Source organism: Clostridium cibarium, assembly GCF_014836335.1.
Classification (GTDB): domain Bacteria; phylum Bacillota; class Clostridia; order Clostridiales; family Clostridiaceae; genus Clostridium; species Clostridium cibarium.
Map to the genome: position 1 here is coordinate 59,217 of NZ_JACSRA010000020.1, position 24,272 is coordinate 83,488.

22 protein-coding genes and 1 riboswitch are annotated in these 24,272 nt (G+C 29.4%); of the genes, 14 read left to right on the forward strand and 8 right to left on the reverse strand.

The annotated features are described in order from the left end of the window. The first annotated feature begins 119 nt into the window (after positions 1-119). Together H9661_RS12630 and H9661_RS12635 are read left to right on the forward strand one after the other, a co-directional pair. Positions 120-878, forward strand: coding sequence for a TerC family protein (locus H9661_RS12630; protein WP_143317592.1), 759 nt, complete (start codon positions 120-122; stop codon positions 876-878). 179 nt (positions 879-1,057) lie between these two features. Then, complete coding sequence (locus H9661_RS12635; protein ID WP_143317591.1) at positions 1,058-1,981, forward strand: AraC family transcriptional regulator; 924 nt, start codon at positions 1,058-1,060, stop codon at positions 1,979-1,981. A 171-nt stretch (positions 1,982-2,152) separates the two neighbouring features. On the opposite strand, the gene H9661_RS12640 is transcribed toward H9661_RS12635, so the two are convergent. From H9661_RS12640 to H9661_RS12660, 5 genes are all read right to left on the reverse strand, one after another. Then, positions 2,153-2,866: an LrgB family protein gene (locus H9661_RS12640; protein ID WP_143317590.1), complete on the reverse strand. Its 714-nt coding sequence runs from the start codon at positions 2,864-2,866 to the stop codon at positions 2,153-2,155. A 2-nt stretch (positions 2,867-2,868) separates the two neighbouring features. Further along, positions 2,869-3,234, reverse strand: a complete 366-nt coding sequence (locus H9661_RS12645; RefSeq protein ID WP_143317589.1) for a CidA/LrgA family protein — start codon at positions 3,232-3,234, stop codon at positions 2,869-2,871. Positions 3,235-3,583: 349 nt separating this feature from the next. Continuing rightward, positions 3,584-4,372: an ABC transporter permease gene (locus tag H9661_RS12650; protein WP_143317588.1), complete on the reverse strand. Its 789-nt coding sequence runs from the start codon at positions 4,370-4,372 to the stop codon at positions 3,584-3,586. Continuing rightward, entirely contained in the window at positions 4,369-5,130 is a 762-nt protein-coding gene (locus H9661_RS12655; protein WP_143317587.1) for an ABC transporter ATP-binding protein, read from the reverse strand. The genes H9661_RS12650 and H9661_RS12655 overlap by 4 nt, the downstream gene beginning before the upstream one ends. Before the next feature lie 106 nt (positions 5,131-5,236). Further along, entirely contained in the window at positions 5,237-6,247 is a 1,011-nt protein-coding gene (locus H9661_RS12660) for an ABC transporter substrate-binding protein (protein WP_143317586.1), read from the reverse strand. Between the two features lie 253 nt (positions 6,248-6,500). Between H9661_RS12660 and hydG the strand changes: the two genes are divergently transcribed. The 7 genes from hydG (at position 6,501) to H9661_RS12695 (ending at position 15,197) form a co-directional block, all read left to right on the forward strand. After that, positions 6,501-7,919 carry a [FeFe] hydrogenase H-cluster radical SAM maturase HydG gene (gene hydG, locus H9661_RS12665; RefSeq protein ID WP_143317585.1) on the forward strand — a complete coding sequence of 473 codons (1,419 nt, stop codon included), beginning with the start codon at positions 6,501-6,503 and terminating at the stop codon, positions 7,917-7,919. A gap of 173 nt (positions 7,920-8,092) precedes the next feature. Beyond that, positions 8,093-9,166 carry a leucine-rich repeat domain-containing protein gene (locus H9661_RS12670; protein WP_191769131.1) on the forward strand — a complete coding sequence of 358 codons (1,074 nt, stop codon included), beginning with the start codon at positions 8,093-8,095 and terminating at the stop codon, positions 9,164-9,166. Positions 9,167-9,728: 562 nt separating this feature from the next. After that, positions 9,729-10,187 carry a hypothetical protein gene (locus H9661_RS12675; protein ID WP_191769133.1) on the forward strand — a complete coding sequence of 153 codons (459 nt, stop codon included), beginning with the start codon at positions 9,729-9,731 and terminating at the stop codon, positions 10,185-10,187. A gap of 111 nt (positions 10,188-10,298) precedes the next feature. After that, the gene (locus tag H9661_RS12680; RefSeq protein ID WP_191769136.1) at positions 10,299-11,354 is read left to right on the forward strand and encodes a galactose ABC transporter substrate-binding protein; all 1,056 of its coding nucleotides are present in this window, start codon (positions 10,299-10,301) and stop codon (positions 11,352-11,354) included. Positions 11,355-11,643: 289 nt separating this feature from the next. Continuing rightward, positions 11,644-12,336 (forward strand): thioesterase II family protein, encoded by a 693-nt coding sequence (locus H9661_RS12685; protein ID WP_191769138.1) that lies wholly within the window; start codon positions 11,644-11,646, stop codon positions 12,334-12,336. Positions 12,337-12,626: 290 nt separating this feature from the next. Beyond that, on the forward strand, positions 12,627-14,186 hold the full coding sequence (gene cloSI, locus H9661_RS12690) for a clostripain (protein ID WP_191769140.1): 1,560 nt from the start codon (positions 12,627-12,629) through the stop codon (positions 14,184-14,186). Positions 14,187-14,366: 180 nt separating this feature from the next. Then, positions 14,367-15,197, forward strand: a complete 831-nt coding sequence (locus H9661_RS12695) for a pentapeptide repeat-containing protein (RefSeq protein WP_143317580.1) — start codon at positions 14,367-14,369, stop codon at positions 15,195-15,197. Between the two features lie 36 nt (positions 15,198-15,233). Here H9661_RS12695 and H9661_RS12700 read toward each other — a convergent pair whose 3' ends face one another. After that, positions 15,234-16,523 (reverse strand): esterase/lipase family protein, encoded by a 1,290-nt coding sequence (locus tag H9661_RS12700; RefSeq protein ID WP_191769142.1) that lies wholly within the window; start codon positions 16,521-16,523, stop codon positions 15,234-15,236. Between the two features lie 181 nt (positions 16,524-16,704). Here H9661_RS12700 and H9661_RS12705 point away from each other — a divergent pair, with 181 nt between their 5' ends. The 3 genes from H9661_RS12705 to thiM all read left to right on the forward strand — a co-directional run bounded on the left by H9661_RS12705 (position 16,705) and on the right by thiM (position 19,771). After that, positions 16,705-17,196 carry a PH domain-containing protein gene (locus H9661_RS12705; protein ID WP_143317578.1) on the forward strand — a complete coding sequence of 164 codons (492 nt, stop codon included), beginning with the start codon at positions 16,705-16,707 and terminating at the stop codon, positions 17,194-17,196. Next, positions 17,186-18,637, forward strand: a complete 1,452-nt coding sequence (locus H9661_RS12710) for a PH domain-containing protein (RefSeq protein WP_191769144.1) — start codon at positions 17,186-17,188, stop codon at positions 18,635-18,637. Before H9661_RS12705 ends, H9661_RS12710 begins: the two co-directional genes overlap by 11 nt. Positions 18,638-18,689: 52 nt before the next feature. Continuing rightward, a riboswitch (TPP riboswitch) is annotated at positions 18,690-18,800 on the forward strand. Positions 18,801-18,931: 131 nt separating this feature from the next. Then, on the forward strand, positions 18,932-19,771 hold the full coding sequence (thiM, locus tag H9661_RS12715) for a hydroxyethylthiazole kinase (protein WP_191769146.1): 840 nt from the start codon (positions 18,932-18,934) through the stop codon (positions 19,769-19,771). Positions 19,772-19,909: 138 nt separating this feature from the next. Here thiM and H9661_RS12720 read toward each other — a convergent pair whose 3' ends face one another. Then, positions 19,910-20,815 (reverse strand): DUF2225 domain-containing protein, encoded by a 906-nt coding sequence (locus tag H9661_RS12720; protein ID WP_191769148.1) that lies wholly within the window; start codon positions 20,813-20,815, stop codon positions 19,910-19,912. A 423-nt stretch (positions 20,816-21,238) separates the two neighbouring features. Between H9661_RS12720 and H9661_RS12725 the strand changes: the two genes are divergently transcribed. Continuing rightward, positions 21,239-21,787, forward strand: a complete 549-nt coding sequence (locus tag H9661_RS12725) for a GNAT family N-acetyltransferase (RefSeq protein ID WP_191769150.1) — start codon at positions 21,239-21,241, stop codon at positions 21,785-21,787. A gap of 238 nt (positions 21,788-22,025) precedes the next feature. Here H9661_RS12725 and mntR read toward each other — a convergent pair whose 3' ends face one another. After that, positions 22,026-22,496 (reverse strand): transcriptional regulator MntR, encoded by a 471-nt coding sequence (mntR, locus tag H9661_RS12730; protein WP_191769152.1) that lies wholly within the window; start codon positions 22,494-22,496, stop codon positions 22,026-22,028. 191 nt (positions 22,497-22,687) lie between these two features. On the opposite strand from mntR, the gene H9661_RS12735 reads away from it, so the two are divergent. Next, complete coding sequence (locus H9661_RS12735; protein WP_143317572.1) at positions 22,688-23,983, forward strand: Nramp family divalent metal transporter; 1,296 nt, start codon at positions 22,688-22,690, stop codon at positions 23,981-23,983. Positions 23,984-24,272 lie beyond the last annotated feature (289 nt).

A 24,272-nucleotide genomic window follows, 5' to 3' on the forward strand; every position in this document is an offset into this window, starting at 1 on the left:
TATAATTTTTATTGGTTGATTGATTAGTCATTCATATATATAGATCTTTTGTAGAGATCTATAAGAAATATAAAAGATAACTTTTTAAAGGAAAGTTATTTGAATAAGGGGAAATTTAAATGGATTTTTTGAATGGATTAGTAAATAATTATAGTCAGTTTTTTTCTTTAGATGTGTTATTATCAACATTGTCTAATCCTTCAAACTTGATGATGATATTTAGTTTAGCTATTTTAGAAGGGCTGTTATCTTCAGATAATGCAATAGTACTAGCAATAATGGTTAGGCATTTACCGAAGAAACAACAAAAGAAAGCATTATTTTATGGAATATGGGGAGCATATATTTTTAGGTTTATTGCAATAGGTGTTGGAACATATCTAATTAAAATATGGTGGGTAAAACTATTAGCAGCTTTCTATTTACTAAAGATGACATATGCTCATTTTGTCAAAAGAGAAGATAATGAGGAAGTTGATGAGTCAAAGGTTATAAATAAAGGTTTTTGGGCTACTGTAGCAAGTGTGGAAATGATGGATATAGCATTTAGTATAGATAGTGTTTCGGCTGCTTTTGGAGTGTCTGATGAGGTTTGGGTTTTATACTTAGGAGCAGTTTTTGGAATACTGGCAATGAGGGGAGTTGCTAAGATATTCATATCTTTAATAGAAAAAATTCCAGAACTCGAAGGCTCAGCATATGTTCTTATTGGATTTATAGGGGTTAGAATGCTATTAGGCATAATTAACATTGAGATATCTAACGTTATTTTCTTTACAGTTTTAATATTTATTTTGGGTGGTACTGTAGTTTTGCATTATATGAAACCTAAGGTTACTAATACTGATTCTGAAAATGCTGTTGATTCCGAGAAATAAATTAATTTCATATTGAAGTTCACAGAATAAACAATATTTAAATGTAAAGAGGTGCCTTATGAAATAATTGATTATTTTATAAGGCATCTTTTTATATTGCATCATAATACAAATTTTAAAATTAGAAAAGATGTTATAATGATACTTATATATTTTAAGTAGAGATAGGAGGTTCACCCTTGGAAGATAGTGTTATATTGAAAATAAAAAGAGGTTATTTGAACGAAGATTTCAAATTTTTTCATTTAAAAGATAAGAAGGCTGAAGAACATATCTTTCACTATCATGATTTCAATAAAATAGTAATTTTCATTTCGGGTAATGTAACCTATGCAATTGAAGGAAAGTACTATAAGCTTAAACCTTGGGATATTCTTTTTGTAAGTAGTAACGAAGTTCATAAACCAATTATTGATCCAGATGAGTATTATGAACGAATTATAATTTGGGTAAACTCTAATTTCCTAGAGGAGCATAGTATTGATGAAGGCAATTTGCTTTCTTGTTTTCTGGTAGGAGAAAGAGAAAAACTTAATTTGTTTCGCTTAAGGCCTAATAATTTAAATATAATTAAAGATAACTTATTTCTATTGGAAAAAACAATAATAGATCGAGAATTTGGATGGAAAATACTTCGTAATTCTTTTTTTATGCAACTTATAGTTTATTTGAATCGATTAATGTTGGAGCCTAAAAAGGAAAAAGATGAAAAAGACATCAAATATGATAAAAGAGTAGTAAAAATACTTACATATATTAATGAAAATCTAAATGGTAATTTGTCTATAGATAGTATTGCTTCGAAGTTTTATATAAATAGATATTATTTAATGCATAATTTTAAAAATGAAACAGGCTATACCATTCATAGTTACATATTAGAAAAAAGACTAGCTAAAGCCGCAACTCTTATTAAAAAAGGGCAAAAGGCTACTAGTGTATCAACACAGTGTGGATTTAATGATTATTCGAGCTTTGTGAGAGCTTTTAAGAAAAATTTCGGTTTATCGCCAAAGCAGTATTATAATGCTATTGAGTCTATTAAGGAATCTTATGTTAGTGATATATTTGAGGATATAAGTTTTTACCCTTACAGAGAATAATCGTGAAAGTTAGAAGTAGATAGTTACAATGATTTATCATATAAATTTGTGTTGTTAAAAAACAACAGGTAATCTAAATTCAAAAGTAGAAATTAGATTACCTGTTTCTAATTTATAAACCAGAATAAATTAATTTTAAATTATGACTTGTACAATTATAAATAATTTAACCTATTTTATGATTGTATAAATATAATAAGAAAGACTATAAACAAGTGGCGCAAGAAATACAGTCATTATTCCAGCTATACCAATAGATAATCCGCTCATGGCGCCTTCTGTTTCACCAAGTTCTAAAGCTTTAGTGGTTCCAACAGCATGAGAGGCGGTCCCTATAGAGATTCCTACAGCAACACTATCAGTAATCCTAAATAATTTACAGATAGTTGGTCCTACAACAGCACCTATTATACCGGAAATGATTATTGCTAAAACTGTTACTGGAATTACTCCTTCAAGTTGATTTGATAGCTCTATACCAATTGGAGTAGTAACAGATTTAGGTAATAAAGATTTAATAAGTGTTCCATCAAGACCTATATAGTGAGATAAAACCACAATTGAAAACATTCCAACAATGGAACCAAATAAAATTCCTACAAGAATAGAAGCTGCATGTTTTTTTAATAGTTCAATTTGTTTATACAAGGGAACTGCTAATATAACAGTTGATGGTCCAAGAAACATATTTATAAATTTTGCTCCTGAATTATATGTATCAAAATCTATGTTAAATGCTATTAAAAATGCTATTACTATTCCTATTGCAATGAGTAATGGGTTAAATACTGGTAGTTTTGTCTTTTTGTATATGTATAATCCAATTTCAAAAGCGACTAATGAAAGTATAATACCAAAAAGTAAATTGTTTGTAAGTGTTTCCAAAATTATTTCTCTCCTTGCTCTTTTTTTATTCTTCTTGAGATAAACTGTACCATTAAACCTGTGCTAGCTATAATTATTATCGTTGTTATGACGCAAACTATTATAAGCTTAAACCATGTATCTTTGATTATTCCAAAGGATGTCATAAGGCCAACACCAGCAGGAATAAAGAAAAAAGCAAGGTGATCTAGGAGAAAGTTTGTTGTAGTTTCAATTTGTTCTGTTTTTATAACTTTAGTGCATAAAAGTAATAATAAAATTATCATTCCTAATATATTACCTGGAACAGGTAGGCTGAGAACTCTTGAAATTATTTCTCCTATTAGATAAATACCTAGTATAATAATTGCTTCTCTAAAAATTTTCATTTGTATCCTCCTTATCCTATATCTATATATAATTTATCACTTTGAAATATCTATGTAAACTTACATAATTAAGAATTATGTAAAATTGAGAAGAGAAAATTGAAAATTGCTAATTAAAGAGGAAGTTCTTGTAGAATTCTGAAACGTGTTTTATATTTATTGACGCATAAAGATGAAATAGGTCAAAAACTTGATTAATTTTAATATTATAATTAACGTTAATTGAGGCATTTGTTTTTTTAGAAAATACCAATGTTATAAAAGTAATTTCAATAATTTTTATTGTATTCAAAATAGAATATTATAAACTAAGACCAGAAAATTGATTTTCTGATCTTAGTTTCAGAATCTAAGAATTTTTTACATATTTCTTTTCAATTAAAAAAACCAGCTTGTACATTATGAAGGCTATAATAGATAAGATAATTATGCTCATCATTACCATATCAAGCTGAGAAACTTGACCGCCATAAACTATTAAGAATCCTAATCCTTCACGAGCTACTAAAAATTCACCCATAATTACGCCTACCCATGATAAACCTACATTTATTTTTAAGGCTGAAATTAAAATAGGAATAGAGTAGGGAATTATTAAATATCTTAATATTTGAAGTTTATTAGCTTGGAAAGTTTTCATAAGCAGTAGCTTTTCTATATCTACTTCTTTAAAGCCTGTATATACACTTATTATCGTGGTTACTATAGATATTAACAGGGCTATGACGATTATTGCAGTAATACCATTACCTACCCAAAATATAATAATAGGAGAAAGAGCAACTTTAGGTAATGCATTAAGGACTACTAAATAAGGGTCTAAAACCTTTGCTATAAAAGGACAGCTCCACAAAATTATTGCAACTAATGTCCCTAGGATAGTACCTAGGGTAAAACCTAATATAGTTTCATAGCAAGTAACCCATATATGATTAAAGAGTTGACCACTTTCATATATACTAATTAAGGAATTAATCATCCTACTTGGGCTTGAGGTTAAGAATGGATCAATCCATTTATAGTTAGCAGCAACTTCCCAAAGGACTATGAAGAATATAAGAATAAAAATTCTAAAAAAAGTCACTTTGTATTTTCCTATCTTTACTTTCTTTATATAAAGTTCATGTTCTTTTGTCATCTGCTATCAAGCTCCTTCCATAAGGTGTCAAAGTATATTTTAAACTCTTTTTCACTTCGTCTTTCAAGTGGGGTTTTATCATTATTAGCAAATGTTATTGTAGTATCAGATTTTATTGAAGCAGGTCTTTTAGTTAAAACAATTATTCTATTAGATAGAGATATGGCCTCACTTATGTCATGAGTAACCATAATTGCGGTTTTCTTTTCTTTTTTTATAATTGAATGAACATCATCACAAACATTAAGTCTTGTTTGAAAATCCAAAGCCGAGAAAGGTTCATCTAAAAATAAAACTTCGGGGTTTAAAGCAAGAGTTCTAATTAAAGCTACTCTTTGTCTCATTCCACCAGAAAGTTCTTTTGGATAATGGGTTTTGAATTTTATAAGTCCATACTCATTTAATAAATGTTCAACTCTATCCTTATTTTCATTAGTCATTGAATTTTTTATTCTAAGACCTAAGGTAACATTATCCCAAACTGTATCCCATTCAAATAGATGATCCTTTTGGAACATATAGCCAATTTTATTTAGGTTTTTGTGTATGTCATTTCCTTTAAAAAGAATTTCACCTTTAGAAGGCTCTAGTATTCCACATAAGATATTTAGTAGGGTGGATTTACCACAACCAGATGGTCCAAGGATACTAAGAAATTCACCATCTTCAACTTGGAAGGTTATGTCTTTTAATGCTTTAGTTTCCCCTTTTAATGAATGATAGCTCATAGATATATGATTAATACTTAGTAAATTCATTTTTTCACCACCTTATTTTATATGTATGAAAGGTGAAAAGGTTAGATGGATGGAAGTTTTTATGTATAACTTCCATCATCCACTTTGTTCGCTCTGTTACTACTTTTTAATTTATGACATTTTCAGCAAAGGAGCTATTAACTATCTTTTCATAGGCTGGTCTAGATGGGATTAGTGATGAGTCATAGGATTGAATAACCTCCATCAATTTGCTTAAATCTTCTTCTTTTAGCTTAGGATCTGCTGAAAAAGCATCAATATTTTTATAATTATTGATTACTTTTATTATGATGTCTTTATCAGTACCAGGAAAGTAGGACTCAATTGATGAAGCTATTTGATCACTTGAGTGTGTTTGAACCCATTTTTGTCCTTTATATATTGCTCTAGTAAACTTATCTAAAGTTTCAGTATTTTTATTCATATATGACTTTGTAGAAAAAAAACAAGTGTATGCAACATTACCAGTTGATTCTCCTATTGATGAAACTATACTTCCACCACCTTCAGATTCAAGCATGGAAGCTGTAGGTTCAAATAGAGCTACATAATCAGCGGAACCAGATTTAAAGGCACCGGCTGTTGCAGTGAAATCAATATTAGTAACCATTTGAACATCTGTCTTTGGATCTATTCCATGTTTTTTCATTACATATTCTAGAGCCATTTCGGGAACACCACCTGGTCTTCCACCAATTATCTTCTTACCTTTTAAAGATTCCCAAGTAAAGTTTGATTCTGTTTTTTTGGAAACTAGGAAAGAACCATCTTTTTTAGTAAGCTCTGCAAAGATGATAGGGTAGTTTTCTCTACCTTGGTTGTTAATATAAACTACTTGCTCAGGTCCACAAAAACCGATATCAGCATTATTACTAAGAACATTTTGCATTACCTTATCTGCACCTTGACCGGTGGTTAGATCAATGTCAAGTCCTTCATCTTTAAAGAATCCTTCATTTAAAGCAACATACATTGGAGCATAGAATACAGAACGAACTACTTCGCATAGACGAACTTTTATTAAGTTACTATCACTTTTCTTACTGCAGCTAACAAAGAGGGAACTGAGGGTAAAAACAAAGGCTAAGAACAGTGATAGTTTTGATTTTTTCTTCATCTGTATGTCCTCTTCCTTTAATACTTATGATGTATAGTATGAATTAAGGTGATATATTGTTAAAGGTATGTGGAAAATATATTAATAATTGGTTGTATATATCGTTATATGTAATTCGTTATTCAACAATAGTTAAGTTGACAAGCTAAAGGTATAATTTTAAGATTGAATAGAAGTGATATTAAAATATTATAAAGAATAACTTATAATTATATAAAGAGATTTTAGGTTTAAGAAGAAAGAAGAGATTAATATGTATAATGTTAAATCAAAAATAGCAACTGAATTTATTGATGAAGAAGAGATATTGGAAACTCTTGAATATGCAAAGGAAAATAAAAATAACAGAGATCTTATCAATAAAATTCTTGAAAAGGCAAAAGAATATAAAGGAATTTCACATAGAGAAGCGGCAGTTTTGCTTGAGTGTGATTTAAAAGATGAAAATGAGAAGATGTATAAGCTAGCTCAGGAAATTAAACAAAAGTTTTATGGTAATAGAATAGTTATGTTTGCACCATTATATCTTTCAAATTATTGTGTAAATGGATGTGTTTATTGTCCATATCATTATAAGAATAAGCATATAGCAAGAAAAAAGCTTACTCAAGAAGACATAAAAAAAGAAGTAATAGCTCTTCAAGATTTAGGGCACAAAAGACTTGCATTAGAAACAGGAGAAGATCCTGTAAATAATCCAATTGAATATCTCTTAGAGAGTATTAAAACTATTTATAGTATAAAGCACAAAAATGGAGCCATAAGAAGAGTTAATGTTAATATAGCAGCTACAACTGTTGAAAATTATAGAAGACTTAAAGAAGCAGGAATTGGAACATATATCTTATTCCAAGAAACCTACAATAAGAAAGCTTATGAAGAGCTTCATCCAACAGGGCCAAAGCATGATTATGCTTATCATACAGAAGCTATGGATAGAGCTATGGAAGGTGGAATAGATGATGTTGGATTAGGTGTATTATTTGGACTTAATATGTATAGATATGATTTTGTAGGTTTACTTATGCATGCAGAACATTTAGAAGCAGCTATGGGAGTTGGACCACACACTATTAGTGTACCAAGAATTAGGCCAGCTGATGACATAAATCCAGAAGAGTTTACTAATGCCATATCAGATGAAATTTTTTCTAAGATAGTAGCAGTTTTAAGAATTGCAGTTCCTTATACAGGACTTATTGTTTCGACAAGGGAATCACAAAAGTCAAGAGAAAAAGTGCTTCATTTAGGTGTTTCTCAAATAAGTGGGGCATCATCTACAAGTGTTGGGGGATATTTTGAAAAGGAAAAGGAAGAAGAAAACTCCGCTCAATTTGATGTGAATGATAATAGAACATTAGATGAAATTGTTAATTGGCTACTTGAAATGGGCTATATTCCAAGTTTTTGTACTGCATGTTATAGGGAAGGAAGAACAGGGGATAGGTTTATGACTCTTGTGAAATCAGGGCAAATAGCAAACTGTTGCCAACCTAATGCACTTATGACGTTAAAGGAATATTTAGAGGATTATGCTTCAGAGGATACAAAGAGAAAAGGTGAAGAGGTAATAAAAAATGAAATTCATAAAATACCAAATGAGAAGGTTAAGAAGATTGTATTAGAGCATCTTGAAGATTTACATGAAGGAAAGAGAGACTTTAGATTTTAAGAAAGATTAAAATTTTATAAACTTATATGGCTTTAAGGATTACTTAAATGAAATGAAAAAATTGAGCTTAGGGATTAATTTTGATTTCTAAGCTTTTCTGTTTTTGTTTTAAAGTACGAATAAATAGTATTTGGTAGTTATTGTAACAGTATGTAAAATATGGTGATGTATATATGGATAAAAGTGTAAAGGGAGAGATGATGATGAAGAAAAAGATTTTATCAATGATTATAATTTTGCCAATAACATTAAGTTTAGTTTGCGTAAATAATACAAAAGTACAAGCAGGTACAATAATTATAAGTGATTCAGATGGAGGAGATATAGCAGATACTTATGAAACTAACGATTTTTCTAAGAATATGAATATAACTAATAAGTTTACTGATGAAAATTTTAAAAATGCAGTATATGATTTAATAGGTAAAGATAAATCGTCAGAGATATTATATTCTGATGTGAGAGATATTAAATCTTTAAGAGTTAACAATAGTTTTATTAAAAGTTTAGATGGGATTGAGTACTTTACTTCTTTAACTAGTTTATATTGCGGTGGAAATGGATTAACTACTTTAGATATAAGCCATAATAAATCTTTGATGGAGTTAGATTGTTACGATAATCAGCTAGTAAGTTTGGAGGTAAGCAAAAATAGATTATTAACTAAATTAGCTTGCGGGAGCAATCAGTTAATAAGCTTAGATGTAAGTAAAAATACAAGATTGAAATCTTTATCTTGTGAAAAAAATATGATTACAGACTTAGATGTTACAAGGAATATATGGCTAAGTGATTTGAATTGTAGTCGCAATAAATTGATGAAAATAAATCTAAGTAATAATACAAGATTAAATGTTTTTTTGGGATATGATAATAACCTAACAAGTTTAGATGTAAGTAAAAATAAATTATTAACTAATATTGCTTGTGGAGGTAACAAGATTGAGAGCATAGATTTAAATAATAATAAGATGTTAACGAATCTAACCTGCCAATCTAATGGATTAAAAACTTTAGATTTAAGTGAGAACATACTATTAACTGAATTGTATTGTTATGAGAATAATTTAAAAACTTTAGATTTAAGTAAAAATGTTAATTTGCAGATGTTTGATTGTGGATATAATGAAATAAAAACTCTTTATTCAAATAATAATACATGGCCTAGCAGTTGGTATGAAACTCAATATGGGGATGAAAATCATACTTCTACTATAAAGGACTTAAGAATAACAATTAAAAATTAAATTTGTTTCATATAGTTGGAATTTAGTTGACTTTTAATCAGGGAGCCATCAGTTTCTCTAAGGATTCAATATAAATTTTCAGCAATATAGTTATGGAAATCTTGTGAGCGTGCGTGATGAGGGTATAAAAAAGAATGACTTACTAAGAGAAGCCATTCTAATAAAGTGTATTATTATCTTGAAGGGGAAAATAATGATTTACTACTTTATGATGTTAGTATACAGCTATTTTATGTCATTAATATGACAAGCTATATAAAAGTCCTTTTTATGATTAGGTAAAGAAAAGGTATTTTGAATAAATCTAGGTTGTAGAATCAGGTAAAACTATTTATGCAATAGGTGGTACTTACAGATATTCAACAACAATAAATCTTTCGAAGTCAGGAACCGAAACAGCTAAAATAAGCATAGCTACTTATCCAGGTGAAAAACCAGGCTTTGATTTCTCAACACAAACTTATGGTGCATAAGCTAGAGGTTTTCATATAAAATGCATAATGGTAAAGGTAACAAGTTTATAGGTTGTCGTTCTTAGAGAAATGGTGATGATGGCTGGGATTTGTATGAAACAGACTGGGGGATAGAAATAACTAATTGTTGGACGTGGCATAATGGAGATAAAACAGATTTTGATGCAATATATCAACAAAAAATGAAAAAGAAAATGAGTTCATATCAAGGAAATGGTAATGGTTATAACTATATGTTTGAGAAATCTGGAACCACACAATTTATAAATAATATTTCTTTTAGTGTACGTGGTTCATTAGATCATGAATTTGCTTCTGATGCTATAGAAAAGAACAATAGTTGGAATTTAAAGGTTAATGCAAATGCAGGTGATTTTGTTGGATTAAGTGAAGAATTAGCTAAGGCTCCAAGAAATGCAGACGGGAGTTTACCAAGCAACGGATTTGCAAAGTTAGTTGATGGCAGTGATCTTATAGATAAAGGGATAGGTATAGGATTACCTTATTTAGGAGCAGCACCAGATTTGGGAGCATATGAAAATCATTAATATATAAAGGACTTACTAAAGTTAAGTAAGTCCTTTTTTAGTGTTGTATAAATTATTCTATTTGAAAGGATAATAAAGTTATTGAAGATAATTAAAAATATGGAGGATGAAATGAAAAAGATAAAAGGAATAATAGTAGTTTTTATACTTGTATTTACCATTAGTACTATGTTACAAGATTGCGGTGAAAAAGTTTTTACAGCCGTTTCAGGGAAGAGAGGACCGATCAAAGTAGCCGCATTTTTATATGATTTTAATGATGACCTTATTTCTGCTATACGTAAAAATTTAGAAGACATTCAAAAAGAAAATAATAACAAGGTAGAATATGTGTTTTATGACAGTAAGTCAGATGAATCTATACAAAATCAAAATATCGATAAGGTCTTAAATGAAGGAACTGATCTTATATTGTTAAACTTAGTTAATAGAAATAATGCACAAGCTATTATAAATAAAATTAAAGATACCAATATTCCTGTGCTTTTATTTAACAGAGAGCCTACTACGCCGGTTCCTATGCAATCGTATAATAGATCGTTATTTATAGGAACAGACCCTAAACAAGCTGGTACATTACAAGGAAAGATGCTTATAGATGCTTGGAATTCTAGTAAGGAGTTTATCGATAAGAATAAAAACAATAAAATGGAGTATGTCATGTTGCAAGGTGAAAGAGATAATATAGAAGCAATTGAAAGGACTAGATATTCGGTTTCTACAATTGAGGGGGCAGGAATTAATACACAAAGGCTTGCAATTGAAGTCTGTAACTGGCGTGAGGATTTGGCTTATGAGGCTATAAAAAAGTTACTTTCAATACATGGTAATGAAATAGAAGTAATAATTGCAAATGATGATACCATGGCTATAGGAGCGATAAAAGCATTACAAGAATTTGGATATAATAAAGGAGACAAAACAAAAACAGTACTGGTAGTAGGTGTTGATATAACGCCTATGGCTAAAGAGCTTATAGAAAAAGGAGATATGTTAGGGTCGGTGTCTCAGAATCCTAGAGAATATGCGGAAGCTTTATATAATTGCGGATTAAACCTAGTAAATAAAAGAAATCCCATATATGGAACTAGATATCAGCTAGATGAAACTGGAGTAGCAGTTCGAATTCCTCAAATAGAGTATATGTATAAAAATATATTTTCTTAATTTAGAATGTACAGGTTAATAGTTAATCTGTATATTTTTTATGGGAAGAAATAAGATTAACTATAAGTTAAATTAGGGAATGTTGTTAGGTTTTAATAAAAAATATAATTAATGATGTTGAAATGACAGATATATAATTATATACTAATAATTGGAAGAAGAAACCTGTATGATGTATTACTTTTATACAGAAAATATTAAATTTGATGGATAAGTAAATTGGACAGAGCAAGAAAACAACAGAGAACAAATGAGTTAGTTAAATATAAAGAATTTGGGAGATGAGAATATGAAGTTATTTTGTTTACCTTATGCTGGCGGAGCTTCAACCATTTATTACAAGTGGAAAAAAAATATTGATCCTAGAATTGAGATAAGAGCAATTGAATTAAAGGGAAGAGGATCAAGATATGGAGAAAATTTATATAATGATTTAAGTGAAGCTGTGGAAGATATATATAAAATTATCAAGGAAGAAATAACTAATGATGATTATGGTATTTTTGGACATAGCATGGGAAGCATATTATCTTTTGAACTATATCATAAAATAATTGGAGAGGGGATGCCTAGACCAAAGTGGATGTTCTTTTCGGGACATAGAGCACCTGATTTTATAAAAGAAAATAAAATATATAAATTACCAGATAAGCAGTTTGTGAATAAGGTAGTAGAGTTTGGAGGGACTCCTAATGAAGTGGTAGAAAATAAAGAATTGATGGATTTGGTTTTACCTATACTTAAAAGTGATTTTAGAATGCTAGAAGAATACATATGTGCAAAGAAAGAAAGACTTATAGAATGTAATGTAGCAGTTCTATTTGGAAAACAGGATAAAATTACTTTAGATGAATTAAAGGGGTGGGGGAAATTTGTTAATAAAGAAATAAATTTTTATCCTTTTGAAGGAGATCACTTTTTTATAAATCATGAGTATGAAAAAATAATAGGGATAATTGAGGAGAAATTGTTAAGAAAGTGAAGCTCAATATAAATAGGCTTTAGGGATAGTTAAAGAATAATAGAAGGTAGTAAACATTATAAAGTTTTCTGCCTTTTTATTATATAAAAGTTTAGGCAGAATTATTGAAAAAAGAATAAAAACACTATTTGATTATTAAATATTCAAGGAATAAAATAAAAGTTTAATGAGTTATTAGAAAATGCTTTGCAAATATAAAATATATGTAATATAATAAATTCAATACAATAAGATTCCATAAATGGGATAATGTTTTAATGCTTTTGTAAAAAATTTAAGGAGATGGGATTATGATTAATAAAAGAGTTACTTTACTTATATCTATTGTATTTTTAGCTACATCGTTATTAGGGGTTATGCCTGCAAAGGCTATTAATAGTGCTAATGAAAATACTATTAAGTCAGTAGTTGATAAAGATGGCACAGGGAAAAAGCTAACAGTTATGGTTTATAGTGACGGTGATAATAATTTAGAAGGAAGTTTGTTGGGCGATATTCAGCAAATGAAAGAGGGATATGTAAACAATCCTAATTTGAATTTAATTGTTTTAGTAGATAGAACACCGGGTTATTCTGCAGACAAAAGTGTACTTGGGCAAAATTTTACCGATACAAGAATGTATAAGATAGAAAGTAATAAGGCTATTAGAATTAGTGGAGGAGATGAGTTCCCTGAAATAACTAAAACTAGTCGTTATGAAGCAAATATGGGAGATGGTAATACATTAAAGAAATTCATAAACTCTTGTAAAGCAAACTATCCAGCAGATAAATATGCACTTGTTATTTCTAATCATGGTGGTGGAGCAAGAGATAAGAATGAAGGAAAAAAAGTTAAAAATCCGAAGGCGGTATGTTGGGATGATACAAATGGTGGTGATTGTTTATATACAGCTGAAGTGACAGATAAATTGACTAACAGAGAATCTGTAGATGTATTAGCATATGATGCTTGTTTAATGGGAACAGCAGAAGTTGCATATCAATATAGGCCAGGGAATGGTGGATTCCAAGCTAACATTATGGTAGCATCAGCACCAGTAGTTTGGGGAGATGGATATGATTATAAAGAGATATTTAGCAGACTTAGAGCAGGTGGAGGAAATAATGGACAAGTTGATTCAACGGTAGGTGGAAAAGAATTATACTATGATCCTTCCGAAGTAACAGATACTGAGCTTGGAGAAATAATGGTTGAAGCGCAAAGAGATTCAGTTAATGCAGCTGGAGATACTAGTCAAGTATTAAGTTGTTTCGATCTTAATAAGATAGAAAATGTAAAAAGTTCTGTAGATAAGTTATCTAGAGCTTTATGGAGTGAAAAGGATAAAGCTTTTATAGAGAAACTTAGAGGAACTGGCAGCGAGACATCCTTGCTACACTATTTTGATACAAGAAGTAGTGAAGAATGGTTAGATTATCCTTACTTTGATTTATATGATTTATGCAAAAGAATAAGTACAAGCAGTGGCTTTAGTGCAAATGTTAAAGCTTTAGCTAAAGGCGTAATGACAAATGTAGATGATTTGATTGTTTATTCATATGGTGGATCAGATTTTTCAGGTTTTACTGAAGGTAAAAGTGGATTAAGTATTTTTTTACCAGATGGAGGCAAAATATATAGAGATAATTATTCAGGGACAAGCTATACAGGGTGGCAAGCTCAAAGATGGTATAATTCAGTAGATACATCTAAATATCAGTCGGATTTCCTTTATGGGAAGTTAAGTTGGTGCAAAGATGGACAAACTCCTAAGATTAATGATGTAGGGAATTGGTTTGAACTTCTTGATTCTTGGTTTGATAGCTCAAATGGTAGCGATGGTGGAGTAAACTGGTATCAATGGTAAACTAATTACAAATGAGCCTTGACTAATTTGTTAGTCAAGGTTTTTTTGTGTCAAGCTTTGACCCATGTACAGAAAATTTGTTTCATATATAATGACAGTTTAACAGGAAGCTTTTGATAAATCTGTGATATAATCTATATATTAAATTAATTATGGATAAATAATATGGAGTGAAAAAATATGATATATGAAGATTTGAAGGCGGATTGTAAAAAATGTTTTGGTTTTTGCTGCGTAGCATTATATTTCTCGTCGACAGAAGGATTTCCTGAGAACAAAGATGCTGGGTATCCGTGCACAAATTTAGAAGATGATTTTAAATGTTCCATTCATAAAAAGTTGACACAAAATGGATTAAAGGGATGTACCGCTTACGACTGCTTTGGGGCAGGACAAAAAGTTGCTCAGGTTACATATAGTAAAAAAGATTGGAGAAGAAATTCAGATAAGTCAAAGGAAATGTTTGATGTATTTTTAATTATGAGGCAACTTTATGAGATGATATGGTATCTTACAGAAGCATTTAGAATACAAACGGATAGTACAATGAAAGAAAAAATAAATATAGCAATAGATAAGACAAGAAACCTTACGAATCTAGATGCTGAATCTCTCATAAAACTTGATTTAGTTGTATATAGAAATAATATAAATAGGTTACTTTTAGAGACTAGTGAAAGCATAAGAAGTAAATTCCCCAAAGGACAAAAAAACAATTTGAAAGGAAGAAAAAAAATAGCAGGAAGGTTAGATCTTATTGGTGTAAACCTTAGAAAAGTCAAATTAGCAGGAGAAGATTTAAGCGGAGCATTAGTTATAGCAGCTGATCTTAGAGGAGTGGATTTAAGTGGGACGGATCTTATTGGAGCAGATCTTAGAGATGCAGATATAAGAGGTGCAAATTTAAAGAATAGCATATATATTACTCAAATTCAGATTAATGGAGCTAGGGGAGACTCTAATACTAAACTACCTATATCTCTTGTTTATCCTGATCATTGGGATAAATAATAAAAATAGCTGAGGCATTAGCTTCAGCTATTTTTATTATTTAGGTAGACTTGTTAACATTTTTGCAAGAGTAGAATATTCACTTTTTAATTTATTATCACATTTATATAGACCAACTATATCAATATGATCTGTAGATTGTCTTGTGCCAAGATAATTCCATGTACCTTTCTCGGGAATTCCATTGTATGGAGTTATCTTATCCTTTGACCCCTCATGAGGACCTTCTGCAGATAAAACACTTACTAAGCCATCATTTGCCCACCAGTTGTTAGTAATTTGAACTTCCCCAGGATTATTAGAAATACAAGATCCTATATATTGTGACGATGGGATAAATAATGGATTCATATTTATATCAGGAACTTGATGATTTGTTAATGAGTCTTTATGAGTATCTTGACAAGATAATGAGAAGTAATAAACATCATCTTGTGCAGAAACCCAAGAATTTAATTCTTTGGATCCTTCAGGGGTTAGTTCCCATAGACTGAAGTCTTTTGTTTTATTCCATAAGCTACTGTTTGATACTCTTTCTTTATAGTCTTTAAAGGATTCATTTGTTTTTTTGTGAAGGCCCCATTGATCTAATCTGTAATCAAAGCAAGGATTATCAGAATCAATAACACCAACTTGAGAGCCAAGGCGTGCTACAAACTGTTGAACATTTGGTAAAAATGTAGATGTTTCTCGTGCAGTTGGACTTCCATCATGTGGTGTGGAAAGAGTTGTTACACTGCTTATCCATGACTTTCCACCACTAAATAGTTGAGAAAGATTATTTTGTGGTGTAGATAATTCATCTGTGCTTCCTTTTTCTAATAATTGAGTAATAAGTCTAGCGGTTTGTCCCCCCATACTGTGTCCAATTAAATGAATCTTTTTTATAGATCCATCATTAGATTTACTACCGATTTCTGGATAAACACCAGGATAAGTCCTTCCATAACGAGCATGTCCGTATTTTTTGGAATGAGCCTCACCATAGTCGACAGTACCACCTTTTAAATAAGCATATAGTTCACAAGCTCTATCCCAGTTACTTGTGATGGAACCAATGGTTGGAGTAAAAACTGTGTAGCCCTCGTTAGTTAGGTGATCTTTTAAACTAGAAAAACCACCCCAATAATTAAGACCAAACAATTCTGTATTTCCCCAGCCCATAAGCCCGTGAACCATGACAATAGGATATTTATTGCTTGATGAAGTATTAGATAGCTTATCCATTTCTTCATTTGCTAAGGTATAGATATTAGGAGAAGTGCCTAAAAATATACCTAGACTTAACAGTAAAGTAATTAATATTTTATTTTTAGCCTTTAACATGTATTGAAAACCTCCTTTTTACTTTAACATACAGAATTATACAACTTAAGAAATAAAATGTAAATAACAGGGGGAAATACAAAAAAATGATTATGAGATTTTATGGTGAACTATTCAAAAACTTGAAAATTAACAATTCATATCATATAATGTGGTTATATTTACTTCTTAAGGAGGCATTATGAAAGGTAATAAGTTAAATACCAATGCGGTAAAGTCTTGGTTTATATCTAGAGCAATAGTAACAGCTATAATTTCAGTTATACTAATAGGAGGAGATTATTTCCTTATAGCAAGATTACAAATACTTGAAGGGAATCCAAGTGTATATGCAAATGTAGCAATAGCAATAATAATATTTCTAATGTTATTAAATACAATATTATATCCAAGGTTGGAGTACAAGCAGTGGCGTTATAGAATAAGTGAAGATAAGATAGAATTTTCAGAGGGAATATATTGGATTAGAACTGTTGTAATTCCTATAGTAAGAGTTCAACATATGAAGATTAATCAGGGACCAATAAATAGAAAGTTCAAACTTGCAGATCTTCAAATATATACTGCAGGAGGAAGCTATAAAATCCCTAATATTGAGATGGCTAAGGCAGAAGAAATAAGTAATTTCTTAAAGGATAAAGTTAAGGAAAAGGTGACAGAAAATGATAGATAATCCTACTAGAAATCACTGGATTATTATAGTTTACGATATAATTAATTCAATAAAAAATTTTTGGGTTTTACTTATACTAATGCTATCTTATAGAGAGAAATATTTATTTATTGGAATAGCAGTAGTTTTAGTTGGTATAATAGCTGTGGCTATAAAAAAATGGCTTAATACTGAGTTTTATCTTAATGACAATATGTTAGTTTATAAAACTGGCATATTTGAGAGATCAAAGCAAGAAATTCCTTTTAACAAGATAAATACTATAGATATAGGGAAAACTTTGCTTGATAGGATTTTTGATATTTGTACAGTTAAAATAGACAGTGGAAGTGCAGTTGAAAAAAAATCAGAGTTTAAGATAAAGTTACAGTATGTCTTAGCTGAAAATCTAAGAGATAATATATTAAAGGGCAAAAATAATATAAATATTGAAAAGTTTGAAGAAAATAAAAAAGGAGAACCTATTGAAAGGATCATTACTATAAAAGAAATTATAATATATGCAGTTACAAAAAGTAAATTGGGTTGGGCTATAGGAGGTTGTTTTGCTTTATTTAATTTTACAGATAATGTTAAAGGTTTTGTTAAAACATCTGTAGTTAAAGATCTAAGTCAATCTATTAATATTAGTGATTCGTTTTTAGAAAATAGGACTAGTCTCATAATTATAATAATATGTATGATTGTAATAGCTTATATCATTGTAATTCTATTATCAATTATATATGAAATAGTTAAGTTATATCAATTTTCTATAAAGGTACAAAATAAAAACTTTAGTATAAGTTATGGAATGTTTAGCAAAAAAGAGTATTCCATACCTATAGAAAAGATACATGCATTAAAATATAAACAAGGTATGCTGCAACAATTACTAGGAATATATACCTTGGAGGTTATTACTATAGGTTATGGAGATGAGAGGAATGAGAAAGCAATATTGTATCCTATAGCAAATGATAAATTTAATAAAGAGTTTTTAGGAAAGATATTACCTGAAATGATTTTCTTAGGAAAGGTAAATAAACCACCTAAAAGTAGTATAAAAAGATTTATTTTTCTAAGAGTGATAACTACTTTAATAATATTAATACTTCTATATTTTATTATTAAAGCTATACCTAGTGAATTAAAATTAGGGATTATAGTTATTATAACTTTAATTAATATATTACTTGGATATTTTAATTACAAGAATACATCTTTAGGGGTGACGAAAAAAATAATACTGGCTAGTAGTGGTAGTCTAACAAAGACAACAACTCTTATTAAGCAAAGTAGTATTCAATCTATAGAGAAAACTGAAAATCCATTTCAGAGAAAAGATAAAGTTTGTGATTATAAGATAGATATATATTCAAATAATTTAGCTGAAGCTGTTGAGGTTAGACACATGAGCGAAGAGCTTGATGGTATATTATATAAAAACTTGATTATATAATAATTACTTGAATACAATAAAAGGTTATGTTATTCTAAATTAGAAAAATGTGTAATTAACACAGGGGGGCTGGATTGGCTAGCTGAGATTGAGAACCTTAATTCTTTGACCCTAAAACCTGAACTGGATAATGCCAGCGTAGGAAGTTGTTTATTTAAATTTATTAACACAGTAGTTTAAACACAAATCCTATAGGTTTGTGTTTTTTTGCATTTAGTAGGTACAAGAGATGAAAAAAAGTATTAGCTATTTTACAGGTGTTATTTATATATTAACTTGGAGGTGGATCAATAAATGGAAATTAACAAAATAGTTTCAGAATCATTAAGTGCAGTAAGGGAAAAGAATCCTTTAGTACATCATATAACAAACTATGTAACAGTTAATGATTGTGCAAATATTACTTTAGCAATAGGTGGGTCACCAGTTATGGCAGATGATATTAATGAAGTTTATGATATGGTATCCCTTGCTTCATCTTTTGTAATAAATATTGGAACTTTAAATAGTAGAACTGTAGAAGCTATGATTAAGGGTGGGAAAAGGGCTAATGAATTAAATATTCCAGTTATTTTAGATCCTGTTGGTGCAGGAGCAACGCCTTATAGAACAGAAGTAGCTAAAAGAATATTGGAAGAAATAAGAATATCAGTTATAAGAGGTAATTTGTCGGAAATAAAAACTCTTTATGGTGTGAAAACAAAAACTAAGGGAGTAGATTCAGGTGATGTAATAGATGAAAATGCTGATGAGTTTACAAAAGCAAAGAAGATTTCAAAGGATTTTGCAAAAAAGCTAAATACAGTAGTTGTAATTACTGGAGCAGTAGATATTATTACTGATGGAAATAACTTATATAGTGTTTATAATGGACAAAAGATTATGTCTAAAATCACTGGTACAGGTTGTATGTGTACATCACTTATTGGTTCATACTTAGGGGCAACAGAAAATGTTCTTGTTGCAGCTTTATCAGGAATTGTGTCTATGGGAATTGCTGGTGAAATAGCTTGTGAAAATTTAGATAAAAGTAATGAAGGCACAGGAACATTAAAAGTAAGAATAATAGATGCTATTTTTAACTTGAATGAAAAAGTAATAATAGATAGAGGTAAAATAATGAATGAAGGATAGTAGAGATTATAAACTTTATTTGGTGACGGAAAGAATGTAGCTAATTATATATTAAATAAACCTTCAGCATAGGAAAAGCAATATCATCTTATTAGATATTGCTTTATATTTGAGAAAATTCGTGATAAATATGGTTAATTATTTTTGCATAAAGAACTTTGAAAATAAACCTTGCTTTTCATTAATATTTACTTTGTCAGCTGAGGTGTTTTTAATGGTACTTTTATCAGTACTTTTCATATTTTCCAAAGTTTCTTTAATTAAATTTTTTTGGTCTACAGCTAAATCTTTTAATTTTCTGTCTATACCTGGAGATGTAATTACTTCTCCTAAATATCTTAGAGATTCTTCATAATGACCTAGTTGTCTATCTAATTCACCTATCAAGTAAAGAATTTTGAATTTATCCATACCATATATAGGAAAACCTTCGTTTAAATAGGCATCTTTCAGGCCTATTAAAGCTTGTTCTCTAAATAGTAGTTCATTATTTTCGTCTCCAAGTTCTCTATATAACCATGCAAGTTTTAAGCAATTTATAGCTTTTTTGCTAGATTTAGAATTTATTATTGAAAGATTAAGTAAGGATAATTTGTATCTTTCAATTGCTATATTTATATCGTATATATCAGGATATTTTTTTCCTTTCCAATTTGGTGTGATTTTTTTTACTATACTTTCTTTTTCATAGCTTTTTATTTTAAGAAAATCAGCTTTCATAGATGCGTATCCGCATACATTACATAGCCATACGTCATAGAAGTATGGATTTATAAGACTATATTCTATATAGAAATCACTCTTCTTTTCTTTTATTCTATAAGCATTTGTCTTAACAGTACGAGCTGTAAATTCATTACTACATACTGGGCAAGTTACTTTCCTATCATACAGGTATGAACTTTCATCTGTGGTTTCAATTTCTTTTTTTTGTATATTATCATTATTTTTTTTTGTTTCTTTGATTTCGTAGATATTTACATCTTTTATATTTTTAAAACCCAGTTCTTCCAATCCTGAAAAAATATCTGAACCCTTATCCATAATAATTATATTCCCCTTTATCTCTGTTAAACATTTGAAGGTTATATATACTTATATTAAAAAGTAGAGCTTATGCAGTTTTCACTCTAATAAATTTAGCAAGTATTAATCTAATTCAAATGTTTTGTATTTTATCGTTTGCCTAATAATTATAACATAATTTACAAGAAAAATAATATCATAAAGTATCTACATTATAGGAAAATATGTTAAATATAAAATCGCTTTTGATAATAATTAATGTCGATTTTCAATACGCAGGAACTTAGTGGGTGAAATAAAGCGCAAAAAAGAATCTACAGCAAACATTTAGTTAATGGATTGCTATGTTCTATATAAATTATTACATAAGATGGATTATATAGTGTAATATGAAAATAGAAAAAGTTAAGGAAATAAAGTTTTATAGAGAGGATGGGAAAAATGGATAATAAAATTAAGTTTGTAGAATTTCCGGTGATAGAAACGGATAGATTGAAACTAAGATTAATTACAAAAAAAGACTCGAGGGATTTGTTTTCAATACTTTCATCAGAAGAGGTGATGGAATATTATGGTGCTTATCCAATGAGAGATATTTCACAAGCAGAAGTATTAATTGAAAAGTTTAAGACTTCTTTTGAAATGAGTAATGGAGTTAGATGGGGTATAGAGATAAAAGGTACAAATAAAATTATTGGAACTTGTGGATTTCATAACTGGAATAAAAAGCATTATAGAGCGGAAATTGGATATGAACTTAATGATGGATTTTGGAGACAAGGATATGGGGAAGAAGCAGTGTTGGCGGCAATTAAATACGGTTTTAATGAAATGAATTTAGTAAGAATAGAAGCAGTTGTATATCCTGAAAATATAGCATCAGAAAATATGCTCAAGAAGATGTGCTTTGTTTATGAAGGACTTTTAAGAAAGTATGCGTTTTTTAGAGATAAATATCAAGACTTGAATATGTTTTCTATAGTAAAATGAATTACAAGAAAGTATAGGGACAATTGAAAATAACTATAAAAATGTAGATGTAATTAAAGGCAGATGATAAATATGGTAACAAGGGAATGTAGAAAGAGGATACATTATGACAAAAATAAATGATACGGTACATAGGAATGATAATAACCTCAAAATTAGCCATAATTTTTGGATGACTATCTTTATGGTGATATTTTAATAATTAAAGTAGATTGAGTATATCAAGAAGATGTTCAATCTACTTTAATTTTTTTCTATAAGATTTAAATTCATCAGCTATATTGGGATTTGTTTTTATAAACTCTATAAAATCTTGAAAGCATTTAGTTGTCTGTTTACTTATTGTATGCTCGATTTGTTCAGTTTGATTTAATATGTCAGATTCTGGAACGTCAAGGATTCTTAAAAAATCTTCAATAACATTATGACGGTTAAGAAGCAATTTGCCGAGTTTTTTACCGTTTTCTTCCAGGACAAGTACTCCGTATTTTTCATATTTTAAAAGCTTTAACTGTGCAAGTTTTTGAACCATTTTTGTTGCAGAAGGAGGTTGAACATTAAGTGTAGCAGAAAGATCATGAATCCTTGTAAATCCTGTTTTAAAAGATAATCTATATATCATTTCAAGGTAATCTTCCATAGAAGCAGTTAGAGAATTGTTTTCTTTTTTCATATATTCAGTAAAAGTGTAAAAGTCGTTTTCATTCATATTTTCACCAACATTTTGAGAGAAGCTCTTAATTAATTATATGCCGGAAAAATTTAAAATTGCATACTGTAACATTTATAAAAATAATTCATATTTTATATTATAATTTGAATTTAGTCTAAACTAACAAAGTTAACTAGTTATAACAGTTTTATACATAAGAAATTAAACTAGGAAAGGTAAGTAATTTTATGGATTACAAAAGAAATATAGCAGAAACTAGAGATATATTGAGATGCCGAAAAGAAGTGATTGGAAAATCAAACAGGTTTAATAAGGTTAAAGAATTGTTTAAATTTTTGGGACCAGCTTTTGTCATTAGCGTGGCATATATAGATCCAGGTAATATTGCTACTAATATTAGTGGAGGATCAAAGTTTAATTATACACTTATCTGGGTTATTTTATTTAGTAACTTAATGGCCATATTTTTGCAAACTATGTCAGCGAAGATTGGTATAGCTACAGGCAAAAGTATTCCAGAAATGTGTGCTAATATATTTGATAAGAAGTTAAATTGGTTGTTTTGGATTGTTGCTGAAATAGGTGCTATGGCTACAGATTTAGCAGAGTTTCTTGGTGGAACATTAGGATTAAACCTATTGTTTGGAATCCCTATGATATATTCAGGTATTATAATAGGTGTAATTACATTTGTAATTTGTTACATGGAAAAGTATGGACAAAAGACCGTTGAAATAATAATAACAGTTCTTGTTTTAATAATATGTGTTGCATATACAATAGAAATATTTCTCGCAAAACCAGATTTATTACAAGTTGGCATTCATACAATAGTTCCTTCCTTGCCTAACGGTGAGTCTGTGTTTATTGCCGTAGGAATGCTTGGTGCAACAGTCATGCCTCATGTAATATATTTACATTCTCAACTTGTTAAGCATAGATGTGTAGATTGTTCAGATGAAGGGAAAGAAAAACATTTAAAGCTTGAAAAGATAGATATATCCATAGCCATGAATATTGCTTTTGTGGTAAATGCAGCGATGGTTATAGTAGCAGCTTCTGTATTTTATAGAAATGGGATAGTTGTTGATTCTGTGGAAGAAGCACATAAATCTCTTGAGCCTTTATTGGGATCATTATCAAGTGGGGCTTTTGGAATAGCATTACTTGCATCAGGGTTATCATCTTCCGCAGTTGGAACACTAGCTGGACAAACTATAATGAAAGGGTTTGTTAATTTAAGCATACCTGTCAATGTAAGAAGAGTAATAACTATGCTGCCAGCTTTAGTTGTTATAGCTTTTGGAGTAAATCCTATGAATGTTTTAGTTTTAAGTCAGGTTGCGCTTAGTTTTATATTACCATTTCCTATCATTCAAATGTTATGTATTGCTGAACGTAAAGATATAATGGGAGCCTTAGTTAATAAAATATCTGTAAGGATTTTAGGTGTTGCAATAGCTATGGTTATAATAGTGTTAAATGGGGTTCTTCTGTATCTGTCATTTACAGGTAAGAGCTAGAATACTGAGGATTTATGATTACATGATAGAAAAACAATGAATAATTTAAATATTCATTGTTTTTTTGATATTTTATATATGAATTTTAGAGAGTTAGTAGAAAATGAAAATAATATTTCAAAAGATGTTGACATATGTTGAATGGGGTGATAATATAATAAAGTCGCTTGGGTAGACAAGCAAAGGTGATCTTTGAAAATTGAACAGATATAAAATAAGTTAAAAACCAGCAATTCTTTTAGAGTAAGTTTTTTGAGTAGATTAAACTTTTTATTGAGAGTTTGATCCT